The following is a 25,113-nucleotide window of genomic DNA, read 5'->3' on the forward strand; positions in this document are numbered from 1 at the left end:
TTTTATTAATCAATGCTCAACAAGCCCAGGAGTGAATCTTATGCGTCATGGAGATATTTCCAGCAGTGCCGATACCGTCGGTGTGGCCGTAGTCAATTACAAAATGCCGCGCCTACATACTCGTGAAGAGGTGTTAGACAACGCACGCAATATCGCTGAAATGATCAAAGGTATGAAAGTTGGATTGCCCGGAATGGATCTTGTGATCTTTCCCGAATACAGCACCATGGGGATCATGTATGACAACGATGAAATGATGGCCACCGCCGCGACTATTCCCGGCGATGAAACGGCGATTTTTTCAGCCGCCTGCCGGGAAGCAAATACCTGGGGCGTGTTTTCGCTCACCGGGGAACGGCATGAAGATCATCCCCATAAGGCGCCCTACAACACGCTGATATTGATTGATAATCAGGGCGAGATCGTACAGCGGTACCGCAAGTGCATCCCCTGGTGCCCCATCGAAGGGTGGTATCCCGGAGATACCACCTACGTCACCGAAGGCCCGAAGGGCATGAAGCTTAGCCTCATCATCTGTGATGACGGTAACTACCCGGAAATCTGGCGCGATTGCGCTATGAAGGGAGCCGAGCTGATCGTGCGTTGCCAAGGCTATATGTACCCAGCCAAAGAGCAACAGGTGTTGATGTCTAAGTCGATGGCCTGGGCCAACAACTGCTATGTGGCGGTGGCGAATGCCAGCGGCTTTGACGGAGTTTATTCCTACTTTGGCCATTCGGCGATCATCGGCTTCGATGGTCGCACGCTAGGCGAGTGTGGCGAGGAGGACATGGGAATCCAGTTTGCCCAGCTTTCGATCAGTCAGATTCGCGATGCCCGCGCTAATGACCAGTCGCAAAACCATCTGTTCAAGCTCTTACACCGGGGCTACTCAGGTGTTCATGCCTCGGGTGACGGTGATAAGGGTATCGCCGATTGTCCTTTTGATTTCTATCGTACCTGGGTCATGGATGCCAAGAAGGCGCAAGAAAACGTTGAGGCGCTAACGCGCAAAACTGTGGGTGTCGCCGAATGCCCGGTGGGTGAATTACCCGTCGAAGGTAAGGAGCGTGGCGCAGGCAGATAAGGAATTAGACATATGCCCTTCATTAATGATCGCTTAGAGGAGAGTCGCGAGATCGCTGATCTAGAGCGGGAGCCAAAGGCCAACGGAAGGCCTTTACGCTTCCGGTTTGACCCTGCACAGGTAATGCAGCGATTGCGCGAACGTATTGTTGGTCAGGAACACGTACTTGATGCCATGGAAGCGATGTTGTACGTGGTCAAGGCTGACATCGGTGCCGAGGAACGCCCATTAGCCGTTAATCTTTTCCTTGGCCCCACTGGGGTGGGCAAGACCGAGACGGTACGCCTGCTGGCTGAGGCTATTGCTGGCCGCGCAGATGCGCTGTGCCGTATCGATATGAACACGCTTGCTCAAGAGCACTATGCGGCGGCATTGACGGGCGCTCCGCCGGGTTATGTGGGGAGTAAAGAGGGGCACACGCTATTTGATATCGATGCCATTCAAGGCAGCTACAGTAAACCCGGTATCGTGCTATTCGATGAGTTGGAAAAGGCCTCGAAGGAAGTGGTACGTAGCCTGCTTAACGTAATGGACAGTGGCCAGTTAGTACTGTCGGGCGGTACACGTAAGATTGATTTTCGTAACACGCTTATTTTTATGACTAGCAATATCGGTGCTACTGACGTGGTGGCCTATCGCAGCCGTTTTGAGCAGGGTTGGCGTCGTTGGTTAGGGGTGAAGCCAAACAAAGAAACCCGCGTGCAAGAACAGGCGCTGCAGCGTCATTTCGACCCTGAGTTTCTCAATCGTATAGATCGTATTTTGCCTTTCGAGAAGCTGAACGAACGATGGTGGTCGTCCTTGTTGGATATCGAACTCGCGAAACTCGATAAACGCCTCGCTAAACAGCAAATCTCACTGCAACTAACCGACGATGCACGAAACTGGTTGTGCGAGAAACGCGACCCAAAATTTGGCGCTCGCGATTTAGCACGAAGGCTGCGCGTGACGCTAGAGCCAGTGCTGGCCAGCGCTCTGCTGAAACATCCGGATAAGCAATTATTCCAAGTCAGCATCAACGAAAGCCATTCGCTTAGCGTTCTGCCCATCACCGCTCCATAGCTTTTATACGTCATATAACGTAGTAGCCGTGGTGCATTAGCTTATGGCTGCCTGAGTAACGATTTTACATAGTGGTACAGGGAAAACGGGTTTCTCTATAACCATTATTCGACGTTACGTGCAAGAGGTATGTGTCATGGCTGAAACAATCATTAAAGTTGACCTTAATCAGTCGCCTTACGAGAACGAGCAGATTCACAATCGATGGCATCCAGATATCCCCATGGCCAGCATGGTGAAGCCTGGTGACGACTTTATTATTGAGTGTCATGACTGGACTGGAGGACAAATCCATAACAATGATAGCGCCGACGATGTGCGTGATGTGGATTTAACTCAGGTGCATTTTTTATCAGGTCCAGTCGGTATTGAAGGCGCAGAGCCTGGCGATCTGCTGGTGGTCGATATTCTCGATATTGGTACCTTTGAAGAGAGCCAATGGGGATTCAATGGCTTCTTTTCCAAACAAAATGGTGGTGGTTTTTTAACCGAGCACTTCCCTGAGGCACAAAAGTCGATTTGGGATTTCAATGGTATGTTTACTAAATCCCGCCATATTCCCGGTGTAGAGTTTGCAGGCCTGATTCATCCAGGTTTGATTGGTTGTTTGCCTTCAAAGGAGATGTTGGATGAATGGAATAAGCGAGAAAAAGAACTCTATGATACGGATCCTGATCGTATACCACAGTTAGCGGCACTGCCTTTTGCAGATACGGCTCATATGGGAAAGTTATCGGGTACAGCCAAGCAGCAAGCGGCTGCTGAAGGTGCTCGAACAGTACCACCTCGTGAACATGGTGGTAACTGCGATATTAAAGATTTATCACGGGGATCAACCATTTATTTTCCCGTTTATGTCAAAGATGGCGGCCTATCGGTAGGCGATTTACATTTCAGCCAAGGTGATGGGGAGATCACTTTTTGCGGCGCCATTGAGATGGCCGGTTGGATTCACTTACGGGTTAACCTGATTAAAGGCGGCATGGAGAAGTACGCCATCAAAAACCCTATTTTCAAACCGAGTCCTATCACGCCTAAATACGATGATTATCTGATTTTTGAAGGGGTATCGGTAGACGAGCAGGGCAAGCAGCACTATTTGGATGTGCATGTGGCTTATCGTCAGGCCGTTCTCAATGCCATCGAATATCTCAAAAAGTTTGGGTATACCGGTGCCCAAGCCTACTCGTTGCTAGGGTGCGCGCCAGTGCAAGGGCATATTAGCGGCGTCGTGGATATTCCTAATGCTTGCGCAACGCTTTGGCTGCCAACGGATATTTTTGATATTGATGTGAAACCGAATGCCAATGGGCCCGGTGCCCAAGTCGCTCAGGGGGCTGACTTACCACTCTCAAAAGATAAATAGAGACTTCCAAGCGTTGATAGCATTGAGATAGGCGGCGACGTCTTAACATCGCTGCCTGTTTGAAACAGAAACTATTAAGGAGAAAGTGGTATGCCTCTTTATGATTATAAGTGTGCTTCCCATGGCTTATTCCATGAGCTTGTTCCCCTACGAGAGTCGGGTGATTCTCACGCTTGCCCAACGTGCGGAACGCTATCCCCTAGAGTACTGATGGTTGCCCCTCAGCTGTTAATGATGGACGCCACAAAACGTAATGCTTTTGCTCGTAATGAAAAAGCCGCACACGAGCCTAGGCATGGGAATCAGCATAGTGAGCATGAGAGCGGATGCTGTCATCGAGAACGTCATAAACCCCAGGTATTTTATACGGCGGAAGGTAATAAGATGTTCCCCTCAGCACGCCCATGGATGATTAGCCATTAAGTCCTGAGTTACTCCGACTGCGCCACTCACCCAGGCCAGCGATGTGGATATTGAGCGTAAGGGGTAACTAACAACAAACTAGCAACGCGTGATGCTTAATCGGACTCGGAAACTTGCTTTTTTTTAACCTTTTTTGCCCGGCAACTGAGCTATGTTGATACATAGCAGGATGCTAACCCAGGGGTATAAAGGTTAAGGAGAAGCGACGATGAAAGCACTTTGCTGGCATGGTAAAAACGACGTTCGCTATGACACGGTACCGGATCCAGAAATTGAGCACCCACGCGACGCTATCATTAATGTAAGTAGCTGTGCTATTTGCGGCTCTGATCTCCACCTTTACGATCACTTCATACCGTCTATGGAGTCGGGAGACGTGCTTGGCCATGAGTTTATGGGCGAAGTGATGGAGGTAGGCAGCGAAGTAAAGAATTTAAAGGTAGGTGATCGTGTCGTAATTCCCTTCACTATCTTTTGTGGTGAATGTGAGCAGTGCCAGCGTGGCAATTATTCAGTCTGTGAGCGCTCTAATCGCAATAAGGCATTGGCCGATAAGGCGTTTGGTCATGGTGGCGCGGGTTTATTTGGCTATTCCCATCTCACTGGCGGGTATGCAGGCGGCCAAGCTGAATTTGTCCGGGTGCCATTTGCCGATACCACCCATATTAAAGTGCCCAGTACGCTCACTGACGAACAAGTACTCTTCCTAGGTGACATTTTCCCTACCGGTTGGCAGGCGGCGGTACAGTGTGACATTCAGCCTACCGATACAGTGGTTATTTGGGGCGCTGGGCCAGTAGGCCAGTTTTGTGTTCGCAGCGCTGTGCTGCTGGGCGCAAAGCAAGTGGTGGTGATTGATAATGTCCCCGAGCGGCTGGCCATGGCAGAAGCAGGCGGTGCTATCACCATTAATTTTGATAAAGAGAGTGTGCTGAGCCGCCTGCAAGACCTGACCAACGGTAAGGGGCCGGAAAAGTGCATTGATGCGGTGGGCCTGGAAGCACACGCCACCCGTTCACTGGACTCCATGTACGATCGCGTTAAACAAGCCATGCTGTTGGAATCTGATCGAGCTCACGTATTACGCGAAATGATCTATGTATGCCGCCCGGCAGGCATCCTCTCGATTCCTGGTGTTTATGGGGGATTGGTCGACAAGCTCCCCATTGGTGCGTTAATGAATAAAGGGCTGACGGTGCGCACCGGCCAGACACATGTGAATCGCTGGACCGATGATCTGCTGCGGCGTATTGAAGAAGGCCAGATTGACCCCTCATTTGTTATTACTCACTCCGTTGGCCTAGAGCAAGGGCCCGAAATGTATAAGACCTTCCGCGATAAACAGGATGGTTGCGTCAAGGTAATTCTCCAGCCTTGAAGACACCGACATGGAGGTAGGTATGCATAAGCACACAGACATGACCCAGTCGCAAAGCTCAGCGGATAAGCTGGCGCGAGGGCTCGGTTGGTTAAGCCTGGGTGTCGGGCTTTATCAACTGCTAGCACCAGGCAGGATTACCCGTGAGCTCGGCATGCAAGGCAGCGAAAACAGCCTGCGTGCCTGTGGGGTAAGAGGCGTAATGAGTGGTATCGGCGCGCTTTCAGATAATCCTACCCCAGCAATATGGAGCCGCGTTGGCGGCGATGTGTTAGATCTTGCGGCCCTCTCCTTTGCGCTAAAGGATGAGCATAATCCCAAGAAGCAGAACGTTTACCTGGCGCTAACCGCGGTGGGCATTCTTACTGCCCTTGATTATGCCTGTGCCAAGGCTTTGAGCCAGCGCCATGCCTATCAAGGAGGCGCTACCCCTGATTACAGCTATCGAAGTGGCTTCCCCCAAGGGTTAGCAAGTGCGCGCGGTGCTGCGCTAGGCTTTCAAGTGCCCGCCGATATGAAGGATGTTTTACCCTCGCCAACGCTTTAAAAAGATTCCCATTGCGTGCATTGGTAGAATTTCTTCTCCAATCAATACCGAGCCTGGCTTTATTTTTCGGGCTCGGCTTTAGTTGCTTTATTTCTATTTGCTTAAACGAAGGAACAAACTGCCGCTAGCACTCTCTTTATTGTCAGCTACTCGCTATTTTTTACATGACTGATATAAGTTAATAAGGGCGTTTAGAGGTGTCACGTTTGAAAAATACCGATATCGACGACTCGCTGGGCGAATTCAGCGTTATTGAAGAGTGGCTGCACAGCATTACCCACGGGATTGGTGCTGCGCTTAGTTTGGTAGGCATGGTGGTCTTGCTCGCAGTGGCGAGCCTAGCGGCACACGTCGACCCATGGAAGGTGGTTAGCCTTAGCCTGTACGGCACTACGCTGGTACTGCTGTATACCGCTTCGACCCTTTATCACGGCATTCCGCATCGGCGTTGGAAGCTGCGTTTTCAAATACTTGACCACTGCGCGATTTATCTCCTCATCGCGGGTACTTACACGCCTTTTTTATTGGTGAACATGCGCGGCCCCACCGGGTGGATACTATTTACTGCTGTATGGTCGCTCGCGTTGGCGGGCATTGTCTGCAAACTATGTTGGCCGCATCGCTTTGCGGTATTGCGCGTCACGATTTATTTGCTGATGGGTTGGATGATATTACTCGCCGCAGAAGAAATGGCGGCCAATTTGTCATCAACCGGCATCACCCTACTGGCCGCGGGCGGCATCACCTACACGCTCGGGGTTATCTTCTACGCCGTGCGTGCCATCCCCTATAACCACGCTATTTGGCATCTATTTGTAATAGGTGGAAGCGTCTGCCACTACTTTGCTATTTATAGCGCGGTTCTCCCCGTTACGTCTGCTTAACCCTCAGCGGCGGCTTTCTCACGCGCGACGGCTTTAGCCATGGCGGGACGCTTGATATGCCGCTCGCGGTAAGCTAGTAGCGGCTCGGGCAGGCGATGCTTCATGCTGGCCGCCCAGGAAAGGGTATGAGTCAGAAACAGATCCGCCAGAGTAAAGGTGTTACCTACCAGATATTCCTGACCGTTATAACGGCGCGCCAGGGCACTTATTGCACGCTGAAATTCCCAGGCACAAACTGGCAAAATAGCAGGAACGCGCTTATCAGCGGGCAAGGCAAACTTATGCTTGGCCTGATTCCACAGCGGCTGCTCAATTTCCGTCACGATAAAGCTGAGCCATTGATCAACTTGGGCACGGGCCGCGGGGTCGCTGGGCAGCAGTGTGCCATCGCCATAGGTCTCGGCCAGATAGCGGCAAATGGGCGCCGACTCAAATAGATGTACATCGCCATCTTCAATGACGGGTACCTTTCCGTCCGGGTGACGTGCCAAATGCTCGGCCGTTTGGCCCTCGCCTTTATCCAGCGCCACGTGCTGGCACTGGTACTCAAGGCCAAGCTCTTCAAGTACCCAAGCCACTCTTAACGAGCGCGACTGGGGGAAACTATACAGCGTGATCATGGCGTGCTCCTGACGAAAACAGTCGATGCTTGAATCTAGCGGGCGCTAGCGAACCTGTCGATTATCTTGTTGTTAAGGCTGCCTTTAGGCGCTGCCCCTCGCCGTACGTATACGCTCGTAGGCATTGCCGATTTCGCTGGTGCGCGCTTGGGCAATGTCGCGCATGCTCTCGGGCAGGCCTTTACCCGCCAATTTGTCGGGGTGGTTTTGGCTCATTAGACGACGGTAAGCCTTCTTGATCTCAGCATCGCTTGCATCGTCCGAAACCCCCAGTACGCGATAAGCATCTTTTAGCGCTTCTTCGCTGGCGCCTTGGGAGTTAGCAGCAGCGCCGTGGAGCATCGCTTCGATCTGCTGTAGTTCGGTATCGCTGCAACCCACGCCACGGGCAACGCGCAGGATCATCTCTTGTTCAGCCGGATGGAGCACGCCGTCAGCGGCGATAGCGGAGAGCTGAACCTGGATAAATACTTGGCGCAGCACCGGTTGACGCTGGGTGAGGCGGTTAACATTGGCCAATTCGGCGTCTAAGTTGAAGTCATCGGCGCGGCCACGCTCAAAGGCGGCGCGGGCCTTGGCGCGTTGTTCACCCTGCAGATGCATCTGATCAAACAGTTTCTCGGCTACATCCAGCTCGCCATCGGTTACTTTGCCATCGGCTTGGCACAGGCAGCCCATGACCGAGAAGATCGATTCAAGAAAACCTTCCTGAATACGCATTCGGGCGATATTCAAGCGACGACTGATGCGTCGCCCCAACCACCAGCCCAAGCCGCCGCCAATCAGAAGCCCCACCGGGCCACCAAACGCAAGACCGATCAGGCCGAAAATAACAATAAGCAGTAGCATATAAATCTCAAAAGTAGTTTAAAGGTAATGCCGGATGGCAACCGAATAGCAATAAGTTTTAGGGCAGCCGGACGCGAATAGCGCGCTCGATGCCTTCAATATCCAACTGGCAGTCGGCAAGTAGCTGCGCTGGCGTGCCGTGCTCGACAAAGGCATCCGGCAGGCCGAGATTGAGCACTTCCACCTGCACGCCTTCGGCGAGGAGCAATTCATTGACAGCGCTGCCTGCGCCACCCGCAATTACGTTCTCTTCCAGTGTTACCAGCAGTTCATGCTCGTCGGCGGCGTGTAGCACCGCATCCCGATCGAGTGGCTTGATGCTGCGCATATTGATATGGGTGGCATTGAGCCGTTCGGCGACGTCGGCGGCAGCGCTATTCATGCTGCCAAACGCCAACAGCGCAATGCGAACGCCGTCGCTTGAGGTGCTTCGGCGTACCTCGGCTTTGCCAATCGTTAGCGGCTCAAGGTGGGCGGGAATCTCCACGCCGGGGCCAGTGCCGCGTGGGTAGCGCACCGCCGCGGGGCCAGGATGATGATAGGCAGCACTGAGCATGGCGCGGCATTCAGCTTCATCCGCTGGGGCCATAATCACCATGCCGGGCACGCAGCGCAGGAATGAGAGATCCATGCTGCCGTGGTGCGTGGGCCCGTCTTCGCCCACTAAGCCTGCACGGTCAATGGCAAAGGTGACATCCAGATTCTGCACCGCCACATCATGAATCAACTGATCATAGCCGCGCTGTAGAAAGGTAGAGTAAATTGCCACCACTGGTTTCATGCCTTCGCAGGCCATACCTGCCGCGAGCGTCACGGCGTGCTGCTCTGCAATCGCGACATCGAAATAGCGTTGTGGGTACTCTTTAGAGAAGCGAATCAGGTCGGAGCCCTCGCGCATCGCGGGGGTAATGCCCATCAAGCGCGAATCGGCGGCGGCCATATCGCAAAGCCAGTCGCCGAACACATTGCAGTATTTTTTCTTGGCTGCGGCTTGTTTAATAATGGGTTTTTTGGCGGCGCCGTTACTGTCAGCGGTGCTGGGCTTTTCCAGCTTGGTAATGGCGTGATAGCCAATCTGGTCGGCCTCGGCAGGCAAGAAACCTTTACCTTTTACCGTTTTGATATGCAGGAACTGCGGGCCGTCGAGGTCGCGCAGGTTTTCAAGCGTATCGGTTAGCGCGTTGAGGTCGTGACCATCAATGGGGCCAACATAGTTAAACCCCATCTCCTCAAACAGCGTGGCGGGGCTGACCATGCCTTTCATGTGCTCTTCGGTGCGCCGGGCAAGCTCAAGCGCGCCGGGCAGGTGAGAAAGCACTTTTTTGCCCTCTTCGCGTATTTTGAGATAGGGCTTGCTGGAGAGCACGCGGGCAAGATAGGTCGCCATGCCGCCGACGTTTTCGGAAATCGACATTTCGTTGTCGTTAAGCACCACCAGCAGGTTGGCGTCTACGTGGCCTGCGTGGGCCAGGGCTTCAAAGGCCATGCCGGCGGTTAGCGCGCCGTCGCCAATGATTGCACACACGTGCCGCTTATTTCCCTGTGCCTTGGCCGCCAGCGCCATACCCAACGCCGCCGAAATCGACGTGCTGGAGTGGCCGACACCAAAGGTGTCGTACTCGGACTCGGCGCGGCGCGGAAACGCTGCTAAACCACCGTGCTGACGAATACTCAGCATCGTCTCACGACGACCGGTCAGGATCTTATGCGGATAAGCCTGGTGGCCAACGTCCCAGACTAAACGATCATGGGGCGTATGGAAGGCGTGGTGTAAGGCAACGCTTAACTCGACCACGCCGAGCCCGGCGCCAAAGTGGCCACCCGACACGCCCACGCTATATAACAGGTAAGCACGCAGCTCATCAGCCAGTTGGGCGAGCTGTTGGTCATTCATGGCCCGCAGGGCAGCGGGGTGATCAAAGGAGTCGAGCAGCGGCGTCACGGGGCGCTCACGGGGAATCTCGTCGAACAGCTTCATGGGCATGTTTTCATAGGCATGTTTTCATGGGTATTGTATTCAAGAGCATCATATTCAAAGACATCGTATTCAAGGACATCGTTTAGTAGTCACGCTCAATCATATAGTGGGCTAAGTCAGCCAGCGGTGCAGCACGTTCGCCCAGAGGGGCGAGCGCGGCGATAGCCTCGTCAATCAGGCTGTGCGCTTTACGTTGAGCGCCCTCTAATCCCAGCAGACTGGGGTAGGTGGGCTTGGCTCGGGCGGCATCGGCGCCTGACGTTTTGCCTAGGGTCACGGTGTCGCCGGTTACGTCCAGAATGTCATCGTGAATCTGAAAGGCTAGACCAATGGCGCGCGCGTAGCGAATAAGCGCGGTTAAACGGGGGTCATCGTCTGCAACGGCTACTAAGCCGCCGAGGCGCACAGCGGCAACAATCAGCGCGCCGGTTTTATGGGCGTGCATGTGGGCGAGGGCATCGACATCCGGGTGGCCACCAACGGCGTCTAAATCCAGCGCCTGACCCGCCACCATGCCGTCGCGGCCAGCGGCTGAGGCAAGCGTATGGACTAAACTGCCCAGTCGAGGATGCGCGGTACTGGCCAGCACTTCAAACGCCAGTGCCTGCAGGGCGTCGCCAGCCAGAATCGCGCTCGCTTCATCAAAGGCTTTATGCACGGTGGGCTGGCCGCGGCGCAGGTCGTCGTCATCCATCGCGGGTAAATCATCGTGGATCAGCGAGTAGGCATGGATTAACTCAATCGCCGCGGCGGGAGCATCCAACGCCTCGTCGTCTGCCCCAAGTGCATAACCGGCCATGTACACCAGCAGGGGGCGCAGGCGCTTGCCTCCCGCTAGCAAGCCGTGGCGCATGGCCGCCTCAAGCCGTGGCGCTACCGCCGGGCGGCTATCAAATAGTGCCGCCAGGGTGGCGTCTACGCGGCTATTGCTGCGGTGGCGCAGGGTGGCAAGCTGGCTCGGCTGGGTGGCTACCATGGGGGCGTCTCCTTGCTCTCTTCGTCGGCCGCATCCTTGGGGTCGTCGGGGCCAGCAAAAGGCGCCACATTCAAGCGGCCTTCGCTGTCTTCACTCAGTGCACGCACCTTAAGTTCGGCGCTATCCAGCCGCTGCTGGGCATCGCGGGTTAGCCGCACGCCCTGTTCAAACGCGGTCAGCGCATCCTCCAATGAGAGCTCGCCTGACTCAAGACGTTCAACGATGGTTTCGAGTTGCTCAACCGTCGTGGCAAAATCCTGCGGAGGTGATGTGGTGTCGCTCATTGGGGTATGCCTGCCAACCGGTATGTTTTTTAAAATAAGCTGAAATAGGCCCACAGTATACACCGACGCCAGGGGGTGACGTCTGCCTTTCAGCCTACGCTTATGGTAACGACTTGCGGTTCATTCATTGTCAGTACGCACACTTTTCATCATCTTGACCCGGCGTGAATGGGGCGGTCTGTGCTACGATATGCGCCTCCCGTGAACCGATACACGGCGCATGCCGCCGACCATAGAGGTTGATTCAGCCATGGCCAAAACGTCCCTGGACAAGAGCAAGATCAAGATCCTGCTACTCGAGGGCGTCCACCAAAGTGCGGTGGACAATTTTCACAACGCAGGTTATGAAAATATCGAGCATCTGCCCACATCGCTTGATGAAGAAGCGCTGATCGAAAAGATTCGCGACGTTCACTTCATCGGCATCCGTTCCCGCACACAGCTGACTGAGCGTGTGTTCGAGGCAGCAGAGAAGCTGGTCGGCGTTGGCTGTTTCTGTATCGGCACCAATCAGGTCGATTTAACCGCCGCGCTTACGCGTGGTATCGCGGTGTTCAACGCGCCGTACTCCAATACCCGCTCGGTGGCCGAGCTGGTATTGGCAGAAGCAATCATGCTGCTGCGCGGTATTCCTGAGAAAAACGCCCGTGCCCACCAGGGCGGTTGGTTGAAATCAGCCAAGAACTCCCATGAAGCGCGCGGTAAAACGTTAGGCATCGTGGGCTACGGCAGCATCGGTGCGCAGCTTTCCGTGCTGGCGGAGTCATTGGGTTTCAACGTGATTTACTACGATGTGATCACCAAGTTGGGAATGGGTAACGCCAGCCAGGTCACAAGCCTAGAAGAGCTGCTGGGTCGCTCCGATGTCATCAGCCTGCACGTGCCTGATCTTGCCTCTACCCGCTGGATGATCGGCGCCAAAGAGATTGCCGCCATGAAGCCCGGCGCGATCTTTATTAATGCCTCCCGCGGTAGCGTTGTTGAAATTGAACCGCTTGCCGAAGCGCTTAAAGTGGGCCATCTCAACGGTGCGGCGATTGACGTCTTCCCGGTAGAGCCGAAAGGCAACGAAGAAGAGTTCGAAAGCCCGCTACGCGGCCTGGAAAACGTGATCCTGACCCCGCATATCGGTGGTTCTACCCTGGAGGCCCAGGAGAACATCGGTATCGAAGTGTCAGAAAAACTGATCACGTATTCGGACAACGGCACCACGGTGACCTCGGTCAACTTCCCCGAAGTGGCGCTGCCTGCGCACCCCGACAAGCACCGTTTACTGCACATCCACGACAACGTGCCGGGAGTGCTGTCGCAAATTAACCGCGTGCTGTCTGAAAATGGCATCAACATCTCGGGTCAGTACCTACAGACCAACGAGAAAGTTGGCTATGTGGTTATCGATGTCGATAAAGCTTACGGCCCACAGGCGCTAGAAGCGTTGCGTGAAGTCGATCACACGCTGAAAATTCGTGCGCTCTACTCGTCACAAAACAGCTAAAGCCTTTATTAAATAAGTTGGCTGTAAAAACGGCGCCTCGCAAGAGGCGCCGTTTTGGTTGGTGCGGTTTAGTCAACGCGGTGATCAAGCCAAATCAAACAGCAGCACTTCGCCTGCTTCTTTGCCGGTGAGGCTAATCGACTCATCTGGCGTAAACGCCGCAGCATCGCCTGCGCCTAGCGTCTCGCCATTCACTTCCATTTCACCGTTCACTACATGCAGCCAAGCGTGGCGCGAAGGCGGCGCGGTTGGCTGTTCGCCAGCGTTAAACAGGCCCGCGTACAGGTTCACGTCCTGATTAATGCTCACGGAGCCTTCGCGGCCCTCTTCAGAAACCACTAAACGCCACTGGCCTTGACGCTCGGCGGTAGGAAACGCTTTCTGCTCGTAGCTGGGTTTAATGCCGAGCTGCTTGGGTTCAATCCAAATCTGCAGGAAGTGCAGCTCGTTTGTCTTGGAGTGATTGAACTCGCTGTGCAGCACGCCGGTACCCGCTGACATGCGCTGCACGTCGCCCGGTCGCATTACCTCGCCATTGCCCATGTTGTCTTTATGCTCCATCTCACCTTCCAGCACGTAGGAGATAATCTCCATATCCCGGTGAGGATGGGCACCAAAGCCATGGCCGCCCGCGACGCGGTCTTCATTGATCACGCGCAGGGCGCGAAAGCCCATATGGTTGCGGTCAACGTAGTTGGCAAATGAAAAGGTATGGAATGAGCGTAGCCAGCCGTGGTCGGCGTAGCCGCGCTCGTTTGAACGACGAATAATCATGCTGTACTCCGAGATTATGTGATGTGGAATAGTGACAATATACGCCTCGTTGACGCCGCGTGGGGTGAAGGTTTCAGTACGTTTCTGTCGAATAAATCGACGTTTTCAGCGCCAGGTTGCGCTAGAATATGCGCGTCTTAATAACCCGGTCCGTCCTTTACGAGGATGACTACCTGGAGCTTTACATGTCAGTACCCATCCAAATGCCGCCCATTGTGGTCGCGGCGCTGTATAAATTTGTCACCCTGAACGACTTCGAAGCGCTGCGCGAACCGCTTCACCAAACCATGCTCGATAACGGCGTTAAAGGCACTCTGCTGCTCGCTAAAGAGGGCATCAATGGCACGGTGGCGGGCAGTCGCGAAGGCATTGACGGCCTACTTACCTGGCTGACTGCTGATCCCCGCCTGGCCGATATTGATCACAAAGAGTCCTATTGCGACGAAACGCCGTTCTACCGCACCAAGGTCAAACTCAAAAAAGAGATTGTTACCCTCGGCGTACCGGATATCGACCCCAACGACACCGTGGGCACCTACGTCGAGCCGGAAAACTGGAATGACATCATCGCCGACCCGGAAGTGCTGGTGATCGATACCCGCAACGATTACGAAGTGGCGATAGGTAGCTTTGAGCGGGCGATAGACCCTAAGACCACCACTTTCCGCGAATTTCCCGAGTACGTGCGCGAGCACTACGACCCGGAAAAGCACAAAAAAGTAGCGATGTTCTGCACCGGCGGCATCCGTTGCGAAAAAGCCTCCAGCTTTATGCTCAAAGAGGGCTTTGAAGAGGTTTATCACCTGAAAGGTGGTGTGCTGAACTATCTGGAAAAAGTCCCGGAAGAGCAGTCGCTATGGCGCGGTGAGTGTTTTGTGTTCGATAACCGCGTGACGGTGCGCCACGACTTGAGCAAAGGCGAGTTTGAGCAGTGCCACGCCTGCCGCATGCCGATCTCCGCCGAGGATATGCAGTCATCTGCGTATGAACCGGGCATTAGCTGCCCCCACTGCATCGACTCGCTGCCGGAGAAAACCCGCAACGCTGCGCGTGAACGCCAGCGCCAAATTGACCTCGCCAAAGCGCGCGGCGAGCCGCACCCGTTAGGCCGTGATACCCGCTTAATGAAAAAATCCTGATAAAAATGGTCTAGCGCACAAGCATTGCACGCAAAGCTTGTGCGCTAGACTGATGGGCACTGTGTTACTCACATTCAGGAGTTCACCATGCCCACCACCTCTGACGGATCCTTTTCTGAAGAGCTATCTTCACCTGCCACCATCCTGCAACGCCTTGACCAGCAGGGCGTCACAACGCTGACAATGAGCGCGCCAGAGCGCTTTAACGCGCTTTCGGAAGCCATGCTGCAAGCCCTCCACGATGCCTTCGCCGATATCGCCGACGATAGCAGCGTGCGTTGTGTGGTACTTGCCGCCGAAGGCAAAGCCTTCTGTGCTGGCCATGATCTTAAGCAGATGCGCGCTAACCCCGATAAAGCCTATTACCAAACGCTCTTTGCCCGCTGTGGCGAAGTGATGCAGGCCATTGTGAATCTTCCTGTGCCGGTGATTGCTAAAGTTCAGGGCATCGCCACTGCCGCGGGTTGCCAACTGGTCGCGAGCTGTGATCTGGCGGTGGCGGCGCGCAGCGCTCGCTTTGCTGTTTCTGGTATCAACGTTGGGCTGTTTTGCTCCACCCCAGCGGTGGCGCTGTCACGTAACGTTGCCCGTAAGCGTGCCATGGAAATGCTGCTGACGGGTGAGTTTATTAGCGCCGAGCAGGCGGCGGAATGGGGGCTGATTAATCGTGTGGCCGAAGATGATGCGCTGGATGAGACAACGGAAGAACTGACCGCCAGTATCTGCGCGAAAAGCGCCGTGGCGGTGCGAACAGGAAAAGCCATGTTTGCCCGTCAGCTCGCCATGCCGCTTGATGAAGCCTACGCCTTTGCCGGCGAAACCATGGCCTGCAACATGTTAGCCGAGGATGTGGGCGAAGGGATTGATGCGTTTATGGCTAAGCGGCCACCGCAATGGCGACATCGCTAAGATAACGCCATTGAATGAATGGAATTCGTTTCCGTAAACGCGACAACGGCTGTGTTGGCACGTTATCCTGACGCCCTTTATGTTTTCAGGGAAGGCGCCGTCAGCAAAGGCGTTTTCAGGTAGGAGCGCCTTTTAGGAGATAGTCAGGTGAGTGAAGCCAAGCGCAGGACGGTCGGTCGTCCGGCGAATACCGCCAAAGCCAGCGGCGGGCACAGCCAGTCGCTGGTACGCGGCTTAACGCTGCTGGAGTATCTTGCGGCGAGCCCCCTTGGGCTCGCCCTTTCGGAAGTGGCGGAAATGGCCGAATTAGCGCCATCGACCACCCACCGCTTGTTACAAGCACTGCAAAGCCAGGGGTTTGTCACCCAGGAGAACGAGCAGGGCCTGTGGCGAATCGATGTCAAAACCTTCCGCATCGGCAATAGCTTTCTTGAAGCGCGCGACGTCGTGGCCACCAGCCGGCCATTTTTGCGCCGCCTAACGGCCGAAACCGGCGAAACCGCCAACCTGGGTATCCGCGATGGGGAAACGGCAGTGTTTCTCGCCCAGCATGAGTCGCCCCAGATGATGCGCATGATCACCCGTCTTGGCTCCCGCGCACCGCTGCATGCCTCCGGAGTCGGCAAGGCGTTGCTGGCGTGGATGCCTAATGATGAGCGCGCTCAATTGCTGGATGGCCGCGAGCTGGCAAGAGTGACCGCTAATACGCTTTATCAGCCCGAGACCCTGCAAGAGGAAACCCAGCAAATTCGTGCTCAGGGTTTTGCCTGTGACCGTGAGGAGCACGCGATCGGCCTGCACTGTGTGGCCGCCTGCGTCTTTGACGAACACAGTACCCCGCTGGCGGCGATTTCCGTTTCAGGTCCCATGGCGCGCATCCCTGAAGCGCGGCTGCTAACGCTGGGTGCACTGGTTCGACAAACGGCCGATGAAATCACCCAGCAGTTGGGCGGCCAGATGCCACGTTAACGAGGTTCGCTAATTGATGCTGAGCCTGTTTTTTGTCGCCTTAGTCAGCGCGACGCTGTTACCGGGTGGGTCGGAAGTGTGGCTGGCGCGGCTGTGGTGTATAGGGGAGTCTCCATTGGCGCTATGGTTAGTGGCGACCTCGGGTAATACCCTAGGTAGCATGATCAACGTGGCATTAGGCCGCTATGCCCGCCAGTTTCAAGATCGCCGCTGGTTTCCCGCCTCGCCACGTAGCCTAGCCCGCGCAGAGGGTTGGTATCACCGCTTTGGTGAGCTAAGCCTACTGGTTTCATGGGCGCCGATTATTGGCGACCCCCTTACCGTGTTGGCCGGCGTGTTCCGGCTGCCCTGGTGGCGGTCGCTGGCGTGGATTGTGATCGCTAAGGGCGCCCGCTACGCTGTGGTATTACTGCTCGCGCACTACTGGCTAGCGCCACTGTGCCAGTAAAACGTCTTATTAATTAAGGCATGTTACCCTGTACAACTTTTTAACAAGCTGCACAGGCAGTGTAGAGTGTAGGCAGCCGTTAGATTGAAAAGAACACTCACCCAAAAGGAGGTTAAGGTGTGAAGCCACTTCGTTTACTACCCTGGCTAGGTGTCTGGCTGTTGGCAATGATTGCCCTATTGGCCACGCCAGCCATGGCACAGAGCACGCCGAGTGAATCGGCTAGCGCCGAAGGCACTGCATCATCAGAAGCCCCGGCACCGACGTCTTACGAGGCGCTGGCCAATTTATTGGAAGATGAGCAGTCGCGCCAAGAGTTGATTGAGATGTTGCGCAGTCAAGCCTCAGCGCTGCCCGAGGGAATTGTCAATGAGCTTTCGCCAGAAGCCGCTGCTCAAGGCAGTGAGATAGCGCCCGAGGATGTCTCGTTGCCGCGCCAGCTAGCCGAACTCACCAGTCGTGTGGTTAGCGACGTGGGCGGGCAGTTTGAGCAAGTGGTTGGCATTGTAGGCGGGCTGTTCGCCGGTCAAGAAGCCGATAGTGTCTTTGACATGGCCGCGTTCACCAGTGCGGCGATTAATCTGGGCCTGGTGATTGTCGCGACCTTTGCGATGTTTATGATTTTCAGGCGCTTGGCGAAGCCGCTGTTTACGAAAATCAGTGGCTGGTCGCTGAACGGTAGTAACTTAACACCCGTGTTGCGCTTGATTACCTGTGTGGCCATTGCGGCGGTGATAGATGTACTGCTGGTAAGCGTTTCCTACGTAGGTGGCAATCTATTAGCTACCTTTGCGATTGGTGAAGCGGGTGAGCTGTCTACCCGCGCCTCCCTATTCTTAAATGCCTTCCTGGTGATCGAGTTGCTCAAAGCCGGGGTGCGGATGCTGTTCTCTTCACACTATGAAGGGCTGCGCCTACTGCCTATTTCGACCCAGGAAGCGTCCTATTGGAACCGCTGGTTGGCGCGCTTGATTGGCATGGTAGGTTACGGCCTGATGGTCGTGGTGCCGTTGATTAATTTCTATGTGGCGGCGTCGTTAGGCCAGGCAGTCGGCACGCTGATCATGCTGTTGGCGTTTATTTATGCCGTGGCAGTGGTGCTTAAGAACCGCCTCCGCCTACGCAATAACCTGAATGATATGGCGGCAAAATCAACCTTAACCGCCAGCCGTGTTTCCCTGCAGCTATTTGCCCGCACTTGGCACCTGTTCGCGCTGCTGTATTTCTTAATCGTGTTTGTGCTGACGTTAACGCGGCCCGGCGATGCGCTGCCATTTGTGATGTTTGCCACCCTGAAGTCCCTGGCCGCCATCGTGGTCGGACTGCTGGTGTCGTCCTTCCTTACCCAGACCATTGGCCGCCGTATCACGCTTTCAGACGACCTGCGGCGCAAACTCCCGTTGCTTGAAAAGCGTCTGAATAGTTACGTTCCCAATGCACTGCGTGTGCTGCGTACCGTCATTCTGATTGTGGTCATCATGATGGTGTTGAACGCCTGGGGCGCGTTTGATCTAGCCGCTTGGTATGCCTCTGAACGCGGTGCCAATCTGGTCGGTAAACTGGTCGGTGTCGCGGTGATTTTGATTGTCGCGCTAGCGGTTTGGCTGGGGCTGGCGAGCCTGATTGAGCATAAACTCAACCCGGAAACCGGCTATGGTGAACCTTCCGCGCGGGCGAAAACGCTGCTTAGTCTGTTCCGTAATGCGCTGGCCATCGCCATGGTGACGATTACCGGCATGATTGTGCTGTCGGAAATCGGCATCAATATCGGCCCGCTGATCGCCGGTGCTGGTGTACTCGGTCTGGCGATTGGTTTTGGCGCGCAGAAGCTGGTGCAAGACGTTATTACCGGGGTGTTTATTCAGGTAGAAAATGCCATGAACACTGGCGATGTCGTCACGGTAGGTGGCGTGACAGGTACCGCCGAACGGCTCAGCATTCGCTCGGTCGGCATCCGCGACCTGTCTGGCACTTATCACATTGTGCCGTTCTCAAGCGTAGATACCGTATCTAACTACATGCGTGAATATGGCAACCATGTGGGCGAATACGGTATTGGCTATAACGAGAGCATCGACGAAGCTATTGAGCAGCTCCAATTGGCCTTTGAAGATCTCAAAGCCAGCGAAGAGCACGGGAATAAGCTGCTTGCTGACCTAACGGTTGCTGGCGTGGTGGCCCTGGCGGATAGCTCCGTGAACATTCGTGTGGTGATCAAAACCACGCCGGGCGACCAGTGGGGTGTTGGCCGCGCTTATAATCGCTTGGTGAAGTTGCGCTTTGATGCGGCGGGTATTGAAATTCCCTTCCCACACACCACGCTCTACTTTGGTGAGACCAAAAATGGGAAGACACCACCTGCCAATGTGCGGGTCTTGGAGTCAACCGCTAAAGAGAAGGAAGTGGAAGAGAAGCCCATCGAGCAGGAAGAGAGCCAGGCGAGTGTGCAGCAAACCCGTGAACCTGATCATCTTAAGCCTGACCACGATGACGTCGATGAAAGGTAGCGTGTGATTGACGACACCGTAAGCATAAGCGAGGCCGCCTTAGGGCGGCCTCGTTGCGTTTTAACGACGCTCATTGTTAGGGGCTGCCGCTTCTTAAAGAAGCATCGGCTTATAACACATGCTTATAATGTATAGTTTTCCGAGTGTCGCCCCTCAATATTGATGGATTCCCCGCCATCGACAAACAGAATTTGCCCAGCTACAAAAGTATTGTCCAACAAGTAATACAGTGCTTGTACAAGGTGGGCGGGTTCTCCCTGCTGTTTCAGCGGAATGCCTTCAATACGCCACTGCACATAGTCACTGGTGCGCTGGGAGGCAGGCAGCACCACGCCGGGGGCAAGGCCATTAATGCGAATACGCGGGGCGAACTCCAGTGCTGCCATGCGGGTCATCTCCGCTAAGCTCTTTTTCGACAGTAAATATGCCGCATACGGGTATTGGTGATAGGCCACTTTGTTATCAATGATATTGATCACTTGGCCCTCTTGAACCACCTCGGCAAAGTGGCGCGTCAGCAGTAGCGGGGTAAACATATTGACTCGGAACTGAGCTTCCAGCATCGCCAGATCCGTCCCGGCAATCGGTGCAGGCTCATAGGCGGAGGCGCTATTCAGCAGCAAATTAAGCCCTGGGAAACGCTGCTTTGCCGACTGTATTAAGACGTTTAGGTCGTCGTTTAAAAAATCGCAATGAAATATTTCACACTCTCGTCCTTTGGCGCGAATGCCGCTGGCGACCTCTTCAGCCTCCTCGCGGGAGCGATTAACGTGCAGTGCAATGTCATACCCCGCGTCGGCCAATGCTTCAGAGAAGTATCGGCCCAAACGAGTGGCACCGCCGGTGACCAAAGCAGCTTGTTGATGCATAAAGCGTTCCCTATCGTTTTATGGATATGCAAAACTCTCTGCGTGAGTGCAGCGTTTGTCAATAACTTATACAGAGCTTGAACATGGCAGGGGCCTGGAGGTATTTATAACGCTGGCTCACAATAGGGTAGTTCCATGTTTCCTAGAAAACGCCACTAACATAGGATGTCGCCATGCCCCCCACGACATTGCCTAGCGAACAGGCTGTCTCCCTTCATGAATGTTTGATCTCCCTGGGGTCCAATATCGACCCTGAGCACTATTTTGATCAGGCGCTAACGATTCTTAGCCAGGAGTGCAAGCTCTTGGCGCGCTCAAAAGCGATACGCACAACACCGGTAGGTTATCAGCAGCAGCCTGATTTCTTAAATGCCGCACTATTAGTCAGCACTTCACTTGAGCAAGCAGCGTTTCGTGCCTATCTCAAGGAAGTGGAAGACCGGTTGGGTCGAGTACGCGGCGCGATTAAGTCGGGGCCACGCACGATGGATCTCGATATGGTGGCGTGGGATGGGGAAGTTGTGGATGAGGGTTACTACCAGCATGACTATGTCAAAGTACCGGTCGACGAAGTTCTCGCTAGCAGCGGCCGCACCCTTGAGCCAGTAAAACGCTTATGATTTTTATGGCTAGGCCGATAGTAACGTTATAGCCGCCAGCGTCTGGGTCGGTTAACTTCCTCCGGAGGCGTGCGTTGCTCAGCCTTAATACCAACCTGATGTCGCTTACCGTGCAAAATAACCTGCGCGGCAGTCAGCAAGCCATGCAGACCGCTATGCAGCGCCTCTCATCCGGGCTGCGTATCAATAGTGCTAAAGATGACCCGGCGGGACAGGCGATTGCCAACCGCATGACGGCGCAAATCAACGGTATGACTCAGGCAATTCGCAATACCAATGACGGCATCTCCATGGTGCAAACGGCGGAAGGCACGCTCAATCAGATTAACGATAACCTGCAGCGCATTCGCGAACTAAGCGTACAAGCGGCCAACGGCACCAACTCGTCTGATGATCTTGTCTCGATTCAGGACGAGATTGACCAGCGCTTGGAAGAGATTGACCGCATCGCCGAGCAGAGTAACTTCAATGGCATTGGACTGGTTAATGAGACTAAATCATTAAACATTCAGGTTGGCGCGAACGCTGGCGATAGCATCGCGGTGCGTTTTGAAGGTATGGACTTGCAGGGGTTGGCGCTGGAAGGCTTAAGCGTACTGGATGATGGCAATGGGACGGAAAAACCTATTGATAGGGTGGATGAGGCGATTAAGCGGCTAGATCGCCAACGCAGCTATATGGGCGCCGTACAGAATCGATTCGAGAGCGTTATTGACGGCCTCAATAACAGCATTGTTAATACTTCCTCCGCCCGCTCGCGCATCCAGGATGCCGATTATGCCCAGGAAGTCTCAAACCTGATTCGCGCACAGATCCTTCAGCAAGCAGGTATCGCTATGTTGGCCCAGGCCAACCAGCAGCCGCAGATGATTTTGCGCCTGCTGGAAGGTCTGTAGGAAAGAAAGCTGTAGAGCAGCAGCTTATTTATTCAATAATGCCCTGTTCGCGGGCCATGGCGTAGGCCGCCTGAGGGCCATTCCAGAGCGATGGCAGCAGTATCAACGACACCGGAATGGCGGTGATGACGATAAACTGCTGCAATGCGCCAATCTGACCGGCACCCATATACAGCAGTACCGCTGCCATTAGCGCCATGGCGATGCCCCAGAAGGCTCGGATTACTGGGCTGGGGTTGTCATGACCCGCACCGACCACAGCAATGGCGTAGCTCATTGAGTCGCCGGTGGTGGCGACGAAAATCGTCGTCAGCACTAAAATTGCCAGTGCCATCCAGGTGCCGCCGGGCAGCGCTTGGGCGACGGTCAGCGTCGCGACATCAAACTGGAAGTTATTAAGCGCTTCGGTTAAATCAATCACGCCAGTGAGCTGGTAATAGATACCCGAGCCGCCGAGCAGGGTAAACCAAACGGTAGTGGCGATAGGGGCGAGAATCGCCACCGCCACAATCATTTCGCGAATGCTGCGACCGCGGGAAATTCGCGCCACAAAAATGGCCATCACCGGTGCGTAGCCGATAAACCAAGCAAAGAAAAACACCGTCCACCACTGCATCCACCACGCAGGGGCGGTTTCAGCGGTCATGGTCGCCATGGTAAAGAATTCGCTGATATAAGCGCCCATACCGGAAACGTAGCTATTGACCAGGAACAGGGTTGGGCCAAAGACAATAATCACCGCACCAATGGCCAGCGCCAGCAGCACATTAAACCGGCTAAGTATTTGAATGCCTTTATGTACGCCGCTCATGGAGGAGAGCACGTAGATGCTGGCAAGTATGCCCAGAATAATCAGTTGGCCGGTATAGCCTTCCGGCAGGCCAAACAGCTCATGAAGACCAAAACTAACCTGAGTGGCCAGAAAGCCAATGGGCCCCACCGTGCCCGCCACCAACGCAATCACACAGCAAGCGTCGACTAAACCGCCCAGTGGGCCACGCATTAAGCGCTCACCGAGTATCGGGTAGAGCAGCGTACGTGGTTGCAGCGGCTGGCCTTTTACGTAGTGCGCATGCGCGAGAACCACGGCAGTTAATGACCCCAGTACCGCCCAGGCCATAAAACCCCAGTGCATAAAGGATTGGCCTAGCGCACCAGAAACAGCTTCGGCAGTGCCCGCTTCGCTATCAAAGGCGGGGGGCGTTACTACAAAGTGATAAACCGGCTCACCGGCGGCAAAAAATACGCCACCACCCGCCAACAGCGTGCACAAAATGATCGAGAGCCATTTAAACGTGCTCATTTCTGGTGCATCTAAATTGCCGATTTTCGCTTTTGCAGCTGGCGTCATGGCTAAACCGATGGCAATAAAGAACGTCATCAAAAGAAGTAGCTGGAAGTAGCTGCCTAAAACTAATGCCGTCCACGCGAAGCCTGCGCTGATGCTATCCGCCACCAGCGCTACGTCGTAAAACGACAGCGCCAGAAAAGCGACAATAAAGCCGATACTCAAAATCAGCACAATGGGATCGCCAAGCGAAAACCGTTGAGAGCCCTCAGCGTTGGGGCTTGGTTGGGTCATATCAAATTACCTTATGGGGAGCAGGAAGGAGCGGAAATCTAGCCTATCAAAGTGCGTCGTTAAGCATGTCATGCACGAACACAGAGAAATTACGGATAAAAAAAAGCGCCATTCAATGAATGGCGCGAGGACAGGAAACTGAGCTCAGTATAACGCCAATATAGACCAACGTCTAATAAAGTTACTAGTTTGGTGCGCAATGCTATTTAAGTGCACCCTAATAAAGCATGTGGGACATTGGGAGCAAGTACTGGGGCATGAAAAATCTTCTAAATACTCAATTAGTTAATATGACTGGCTGTTAACTATTTGAATTTAATTGTTTTATTAAAAATTGGCAGTGTCCATGCTAAGTATACAGCACGTTTTTTGTATACAAGGTGAGCTCGCTATGAACGCTTCATTGTCAGTTATTCGAGGGTTGAAACGCACTGCACTAGCAGGCGCTAGTGTTTTTTTGTGGTTGCCTACTCTGGGGCAGGCCGAAGAGACAACGATTCGCTTTCAACTAGATTGGCGCTTTGAAGGGCCCGCGGCGCCCTTTCTAATGGCTGAAGCCCGCGGCTACTTTGCAGATGAAGGTCTTGATGTACAAATTGATTCTGGCAGCGGCTCCGCGGGTGCGATTAATCGCGTTGCCTCTGGTGCTTACGAAATGGGATTTGGCGATCTTAATGCGCTGGTAGAATTTTTAGCCGAAAACCCTGATGGCCCCGGCATCAGCGGTGTCTATATTGTATACGACGGCACGCCTGCGGCTGTTTTTGCCCGTAAAGATAGCGGTATTGAAAGTCCGGCGGATTTAGCCGGTAAAACCATTGCCGCGCCCGCTTTTGATACCGGCTACCGTGCCTGGGGGATTTTTGCCGAGGCCAATGATCTGGAATCCGACGCCGTTGAATGGCAGAACGTCGACCCCTCTCTACGCGAAACGCTGCTGAGCCGAGGTGATGTGGATGCCATCACCGGTTTCTACTTCACCAGCCTGCTCAACCTTGAAGAGCGTGGCATGAGTGAAGAGGAACTCACCATCATGCCATTCTCCGATTATGGCGTGCCGCTTTACGGCAATGCCATAATCGCCAGCGATGAGTTTGCTGAGGAGCATCCTGACGCCGTGCAGGGCTTTTTGCGGGCCTTCAATCGCGCCCTGGGGGAAACGCTTGAAGACCCAGAAGCGGCGATTGAGTATGTGCGAGCGCGCGATAGTTTAATCGATGTGGACATGGAAACCCGGCGCTTGAAACTGGCCCTGAATAGCGTGGTAGATACCCCGGATGCACGCGAGTATGGCGTTGGCGGTGTTGATGAAGAGCGCTTGCGCGACGCTATTCAGTTGGTTGCCGAAGCCTATGACCTACCGACGCTGCCATCGCCTGATCAAGTGTTTGATTCACGCTATCTCCCGCCGAGCGATGAACGCCAACTGTTCGATCAAGAAGGCGAATAAG

24 protein-coding genes are annotated in these 25,113 nt (G+C 54.4%); 16 read left to right on the top strand and 8 right to left on the bottom strand.

The annotated features are described in order from the left end of the window. Positions 1-40: 40 nt before the first annotated feature. The 7 genes from V8L71_RS05810 (at position 41) to trhA (ending at position 6,747) form a co-directional block, all read left to right on the top strand. Positions 41-1,087 (top strand): aliphatic amidase, encoded by a 1,047-nt coding sequence (locus tag V8L71_RS05810; protein WP_176303925.1) that lies wholly within the window; start codon positions 41-43, stop codon positions 1,085-1,087. 12 nt (positions 1,088-1,099) lie between these two features. Then, positions 1,100-2,149, top strand: coding sequence for an AAA family ATPase (locus tag V8L71_RS05815; RefSeq protein WP_176303924.1), 1,050 nt, complete (start codon positions 1,100-1,102; stop codon positions 2,147-2,149). Between the two features lie 136 nt (positions 2,150-2,285). Next, positions 2,286-3,515, top strand: coding sequence for a formamidase (gene fmdA / locus V8L71_RS05820; RefSeq protein WP_176303923.1), 1,230 nt, complete (start codon positions 2,286-2,288; stop codon positions 3,513-3,515). 90 nt (positions 3,516-3,605) lie between these two features. Further along, positions 3,606-3,938 (top strand): FmdB family zinc ribbon protein, encoded by a 333-nt coding sequence (locus tag V8L71_RS05825; protein WP_176303922.1) that lies wholly within the window; start codon positions 3,606-3,608, stop codon positions 3,936-3,938. Positions 3,939-4,146: 208 nt separating this feature from the next. After that, positions 4,147-5,316 (top strand): zinc-dependent alcohol dehydrogenase, encoded by a 1,170-nt coding sequence (locus tag V8L71_RS05830; protein WP_336273483.1) that lies wholly within the window; start codon positions 4,147-4,149, stop codon positions 5,314-5,316. Positions 5,317-5,338: 22 nt separating this feature from the next. Further along, a complete protein-coding gene (locus V8L71_RS05835) occupies positions 5,339-5,863 on the top strand; it encodes a hypothetical protein (RefSeq protein WP_336269355.1) in 525 nt (174 codons plus the stop codon). Positions 5,864-6,069: 206 nt separating this feature from the next. Further along, positions 6,070-6,747, top strand: coding sequence for a PAQR family membrane homeostasis protein TrhA (gene trhA, locus V8L71_RS05840; protein ID WP_336273526.1), 678 nt, complete (start codon positions 6,070-6,072; stop codon positions 6,745-6,747). Here trhA and V8L71_RS05845 read toward each other — a convergent pair. The 5 genes from V8L71_RS05845 to V8L71_RS05865 form a co-directional block, all read right to left on the bottom strand. Then, positions 6,744-7,367: a glutathione S-transferase family protein gene (locus tag V8L71_RS05845; protein WP_336269356.1), complete on the bottom strand. Its 624-nt coding sequence runs from the start codon at positions 7,365-7,367 to the stop codon at positions 6,744-6,746. The two genes, trhA and V8L71_RS05845, sit on opposite strands and share 4 nt — an antisense overlap. Positions 7,368-7,451: 84 nt before the next feature. After that, positions 7,452-8,216, bottom strand: coding sequence for a co-chaperone DjlA (gene djlA / locus V8L71_RS05850; protein ID WP_176303918.1), 765 nt, complete (start codon positions 8,214-8,216; stop codon positions 7,452-7,454). 58 nt (positions 8,217-8,274) lie between these two features. Then, positions 8,275-10,200 carry a 1-deoxy-D-xylulose-5-phosphate synthase gene (gene dxs / locus V8L71_RS05855; RefSeq protein ID WP_336269357.1) on the bottom strand — a complete coding sequence of 642 codons (1,926 nt, stop codon included), beginning with the start codon at positions 10,198-10,200 and terminating at the stop codon, positions 8,275-8,277. A gap of 76 nt (positions 10,201-10,276) precedes the next feature. After that, positions 10,277-11,170 carry a farnesyl diphosphate synthase gene (locus tag V8L71_RS05860; RefSeq protein WP_336269358.1) on the bottom strand — a complete coding sequence of 298 codons (894 nt, stop codon included), beginning with the start codon at positions 11,168-11,170 and terminating at the stop codon, positions 10,277-10,279. Beyond that, positions 11,164-11,454, bottom strand: a complete 291-nt coding sequence (locus tag V8L71_RS05865; RefSeq protein ID WP_336269359.1) for an exodeoxyribonuclease VII small subunit — start codon at positions 11,452-11,454, stop codon at positions 11,164-11,166. Before V8L71_RS05865 ends, V8L71_RS05860 begins: the two co-directional genes overlap by 7 nt. Before the next feature lie 250 nt (positions 11,455-11,704). Here V8L71_RS05865 and serA point away from each other — a divergent pair, with 250 nt between their 5' ends. Beyond that, a complete protein-coding gene (serA, locus tag V8L71_RS05870; RefSeq protein ID WP_336269360.1) occupies positions 11,705-12,949 on the top strand; it encodes a phosphoglycerate dehydrogenase in 1,245 nt (414 codons plus the stop codon). An 84-nt stretch (positions 12,950-13,033) separates the two neighbouring features. Here serA and V8L71_RS05875 read toward each other — a convergent pair whose 3' ends face one another. Then, the gene (locus V8L71_RS05875; RefSeq protein WP_176303913.1) at positions 13,034-13,723 is read right to left on the bottom strand and encodes a pirin family protein; all 690 of its coding nucleotides are present in this window, start codon (positions 13,721-13,723) and stop codon (positions 13,034-13,036) included. Positions 13,724-13,908: 185 nt separating this feature from the next. Here V8L71_RS05875 and trhO point away from each other — a divergent pair, with 185 nt between their 5' ends. The 5 genes from trhO (at position 13,909) to ybiO (ending at position 19,695) form a co-directional block, all read left to right on the top strand. Beyond that, the gene (gene trhO / locus V8L71_RS05880; protein ID WP_336269361.1) at positions 13,909-14,862 is read left to right on the top strand and encodes an oxygen-dependent tRNA uridine(34) hydroxylase TrhO; all 954 of its coding nucleotides are present in this window, start codon (positions 13,909-13,911) and stop codon (positions 14,860-14,862) included. A gap of 87 nt (positions 14,863-14,949) precedes the next feature. After that, positions 14,950-15,771: an enoyl-CoA hydratase gene (locus tag V8L71_RS05885; protein ID WP_336269362.1), complete on the top strand. Its 822-nt coding sequence runs from the start codon at positions 14,950-14,952 to the stop codon at positions 15,769-15,771. A 147-nt stretch (positions 15,772-15,918) separates the two neighbouring features. Beyond that, positions 15,919-16,740, top strand: a complete 822-nt coding sequence (locus tag V8L71_RS05890) for an IclR family transcriptional regulator (protein ID WP_336273484.1) — start codon at positions 15,919-15,921, stop codon at positions 16,738-16,740. Between the two features lie 16 nt (positions 16,741-16,756). Next, the gene (locus V8L71_RS05895; protein WP_336273485.1) at positions 16,757-17,188 is read left to right on the top strand and encodes a YqaA family protein; all 432 of its coding nucleotides are present in this window, start codon (positions 16,757-16,759) and stop codon (positions 17,186-17,188) included. Between the two features lie 119 nt (positions 17,189-17,307). Further along, positions 17,308-19,695, top strand: coding sequence for a mechanosensitive channel protein (gene ybiO, locus V8L71_RS05900; protein WP_336273486.1), 2,388 nt, complete (start codon positions 17,308-17,310; stop codon positions 19,693-19,695). A 122-nt stretch (positions 19,696-19,817) separates the two neighbouring features. Here ybiO and V8L71_RS05905 read toward each other — a convergent pair whose 3' ends face one another. Continuing rightward, positions 19,818-20,564 carry an SDR family NAD(P)-dependent oxidoreductase gene (locus V8L71_RS05905; protein ID WP_336273487.1) on the bottom strand — a complete coding sequence of 249 codons (747 nt, stop codon included), beginning with the start codon at positions 20,562-20,564 and terminating at the stop codon, positions 19,818-19,820. A 173-nt stretch (positions 20,565-20,737) separates the two neighbouring features. On the opposite strand from V8L71_RS05905, the gene folK reads away from it, so the two are divergent. Next, entirely contained in the window at positions 20,738-21,184 is a 447-nt protein-coding gene (gene folK / locus V8L71_RS05910) for a 2-amino-4-hydroxy-6-hydroxymethyldihydropteridine diphosphokinase (protein WP_101146838.1), read from the top strand. Between the two features lie 74 nt (positions 21,185-21,258). Beyond that, entirely contained in the window at positions 21,259-22,080 is an 822-nt protein-coding gene (locus tag V8L71_RS05915; RefSeq protein WP_336273488.1) for a flagellin N-terminal helical domain-containing protein, read from the top strand. Positions 22,081-22,108: 28 nt separating this feature from the next. On the opposite strand, the gene V8L71_RS05920 is transcribed toward V8L71_RS05915, so the two are convergent. After that, positions 22,109-23,662 (bottom strand): BCCT family transporter, encoded by a 1,554-nt coding sequence (locus tag V8L71_RS05920; protein ID WP_336273489.1) that lies wholly within the window; start codon positions 23,660-23,662, stop codon positions 22,109-22,111. Positions 23,663-24,053: 391 nt separating this feature from the next. Between V8L71_RS05920 and V8L71_RS05925 the strand changes: the two genes are divergently transcribed. Next, positions 24,054-25,112 carry an ABC transporter substrate-binding protein gene (locus V8L71_RS05925; protein WP_336273490.1) on the top strand — a complete coding sequence of 353 codons (1,059 nt, stop codon included), beginning with the start codon at positions 24,054-24,056 and terminating at the stop codon, positions 25,110-25,112. The last annotated feature ends 1 nt before the right edge of the window (position 25,113 follow it).

The organism is Vreelandella indica, from assembly GCF_037070225.1.
Classification (GTDB): domain Bacteria; phylum Pseudomonadota; class Gammaproteobacteria; order Pseudomonadales; family Halomonadaceae; genus Vreelandella; species Vreelandella arctica.

Excerpts from the sequence above, each read along its gene's own strand:
- V8L71_RS05810 (WP_176303925.1), top strand. The coding sequence starts at position 41 with ATGCGTCATGGAGATATTTCCAGCAGTGCCGATACCGTCGGTGTGGCC.
- V8L71_RS05815 (WP_176303924.1), top strand. The coding sequence starts at position 1,100 with ATGCCCTTCATTAATGATCGCTTAGAGGAGAGTCGCGAGATCGCTGAT.
- fmdA (WP_176303923.1), top strand. The coding sequence starts at position 2,286 with ATGGCTGAAACAATCATTAAAGTTGACCTTAATCAGTCGCCTTACGAG.
- V8L71_RS05825 (WP_176303922.1), top strand. The coding sequence starts at position 3,606 with ATGCCTCTTTATGATTATAAGTGTGCTTCCCATGGCTTATTCCATGAG.
- V8L71_RS05830 (WP_336273483.1), top strand. The coding sequence starts at position 4,147 with ATGAAAGCACTTTGCTGGCATGGTAAAAACGACGTTCGCTATGACACG.
- V8L71_RS05835 (WP_336269355.1), top strand. The coding sequence starts at position 5,339 with ATGCATAAGCACACAGACATGACCCAGTCGCAAAGCTCAGCGGATAAG.
- V8L71_RS05845 (WP_336269356.1), bottom strand. The coding sequence starts at position 7,367 with ATGATCACGCTGTATAGTTTCCCCCAGTCGCGCTCGTTAAGAGTGGCT.
- djlA (WP_176303918.1), bottom strand. The coding sequence starts at position 8,216 with ATGCTACTGCTTATTGTTATTTTCGGCCTGATCGGTCTTGCGTTTGGT.
- dxs (WP_336269357.1), bottom strand. The coding sequence starts at position 10,200 with ATGCCCATGAAGCTGTTCGACGAGATTCCCCGTGAGCGCCCCGTGACG.
- V8L71_RS05860 (WP_336269358.1), bottom strand. The coding sequence starts at position 11,170 with ATGGTAGCCACCCAGCCGAGCCAGCTTGCCACCCTGCGCCACCGCAGC.
- V8L71_RS05865 (WP_336269359.1), bottom strand. The coding sequence starts at position 11,454 with ATGAGCGACACCACATCACCTCCGCAGGATTTTGCCACGACGGTTGAG.
- serA (WP_336269360.1), top strand. The coding sequence starts at position 11,705 with ATGGCCAAAACGTCCCTGGACAAGAGCAAGATCAAGATCCTGCTACTC.
- V8L71_RS05875 (WP_176303913.1), bottom strand. The coding sequence starts at position 13,723 with ATGATTATTCGTCGTTCAAACGAGCGCGGCTACGCCGACCACGGCTGG.
- trhO (WP_336269361.1), top strand. The coding sequence starts at position 13,909 with ATGTCAGTACCCATCCAAATGCCGCCCATTGTGGTCGCGGCGCTGTAT.
- V8L71_RS05885 (WP_336269362.1), top strand. The coding sequence starts at position 14,950 with ATGCCCACCACCTCTGACGGATCCTTTTCTGAAGAGCTATCTTCACCT.
- V8L71_RS05895 (WP_336273485.1), top strand. The coding sequence starts at position 16,757 with ATGCTGAGCCTGTTTTTTGTCGCCTTAGTCAGCGCGACGCTGTTACCG.
- V8L71_RS05905 (WP_336273487.1), bottom strand. The coding sequence starts at position 20,564 with ATGCATCAACAAGCTGCTTTGGTCACCGGCGGTGCCACTCGTTTGGGC.
- folK (WP_101146838.1), top strand. The coding sequence starts at position 20,738 with ATGCCCCCCACGACATTGCCTAGCGAACAGGCTGTCTCCCTTCATGAA.
- V8L71_RS05920 (WP_336273489.1), bottom strand. The coding sequence starts at position 23,662 with ATGACCCAACCAAGCCCCAACGCTGAGGGCTCTCAACGGTTTTCGCTT.
- V8L71_RS05925 (WP_336273490.1), top strand. The coding sequence starts at position 24,054 with ATGAACGCTTCATTGTCAGTTATTCGAGGGTTGAAACGCACTGCACTA.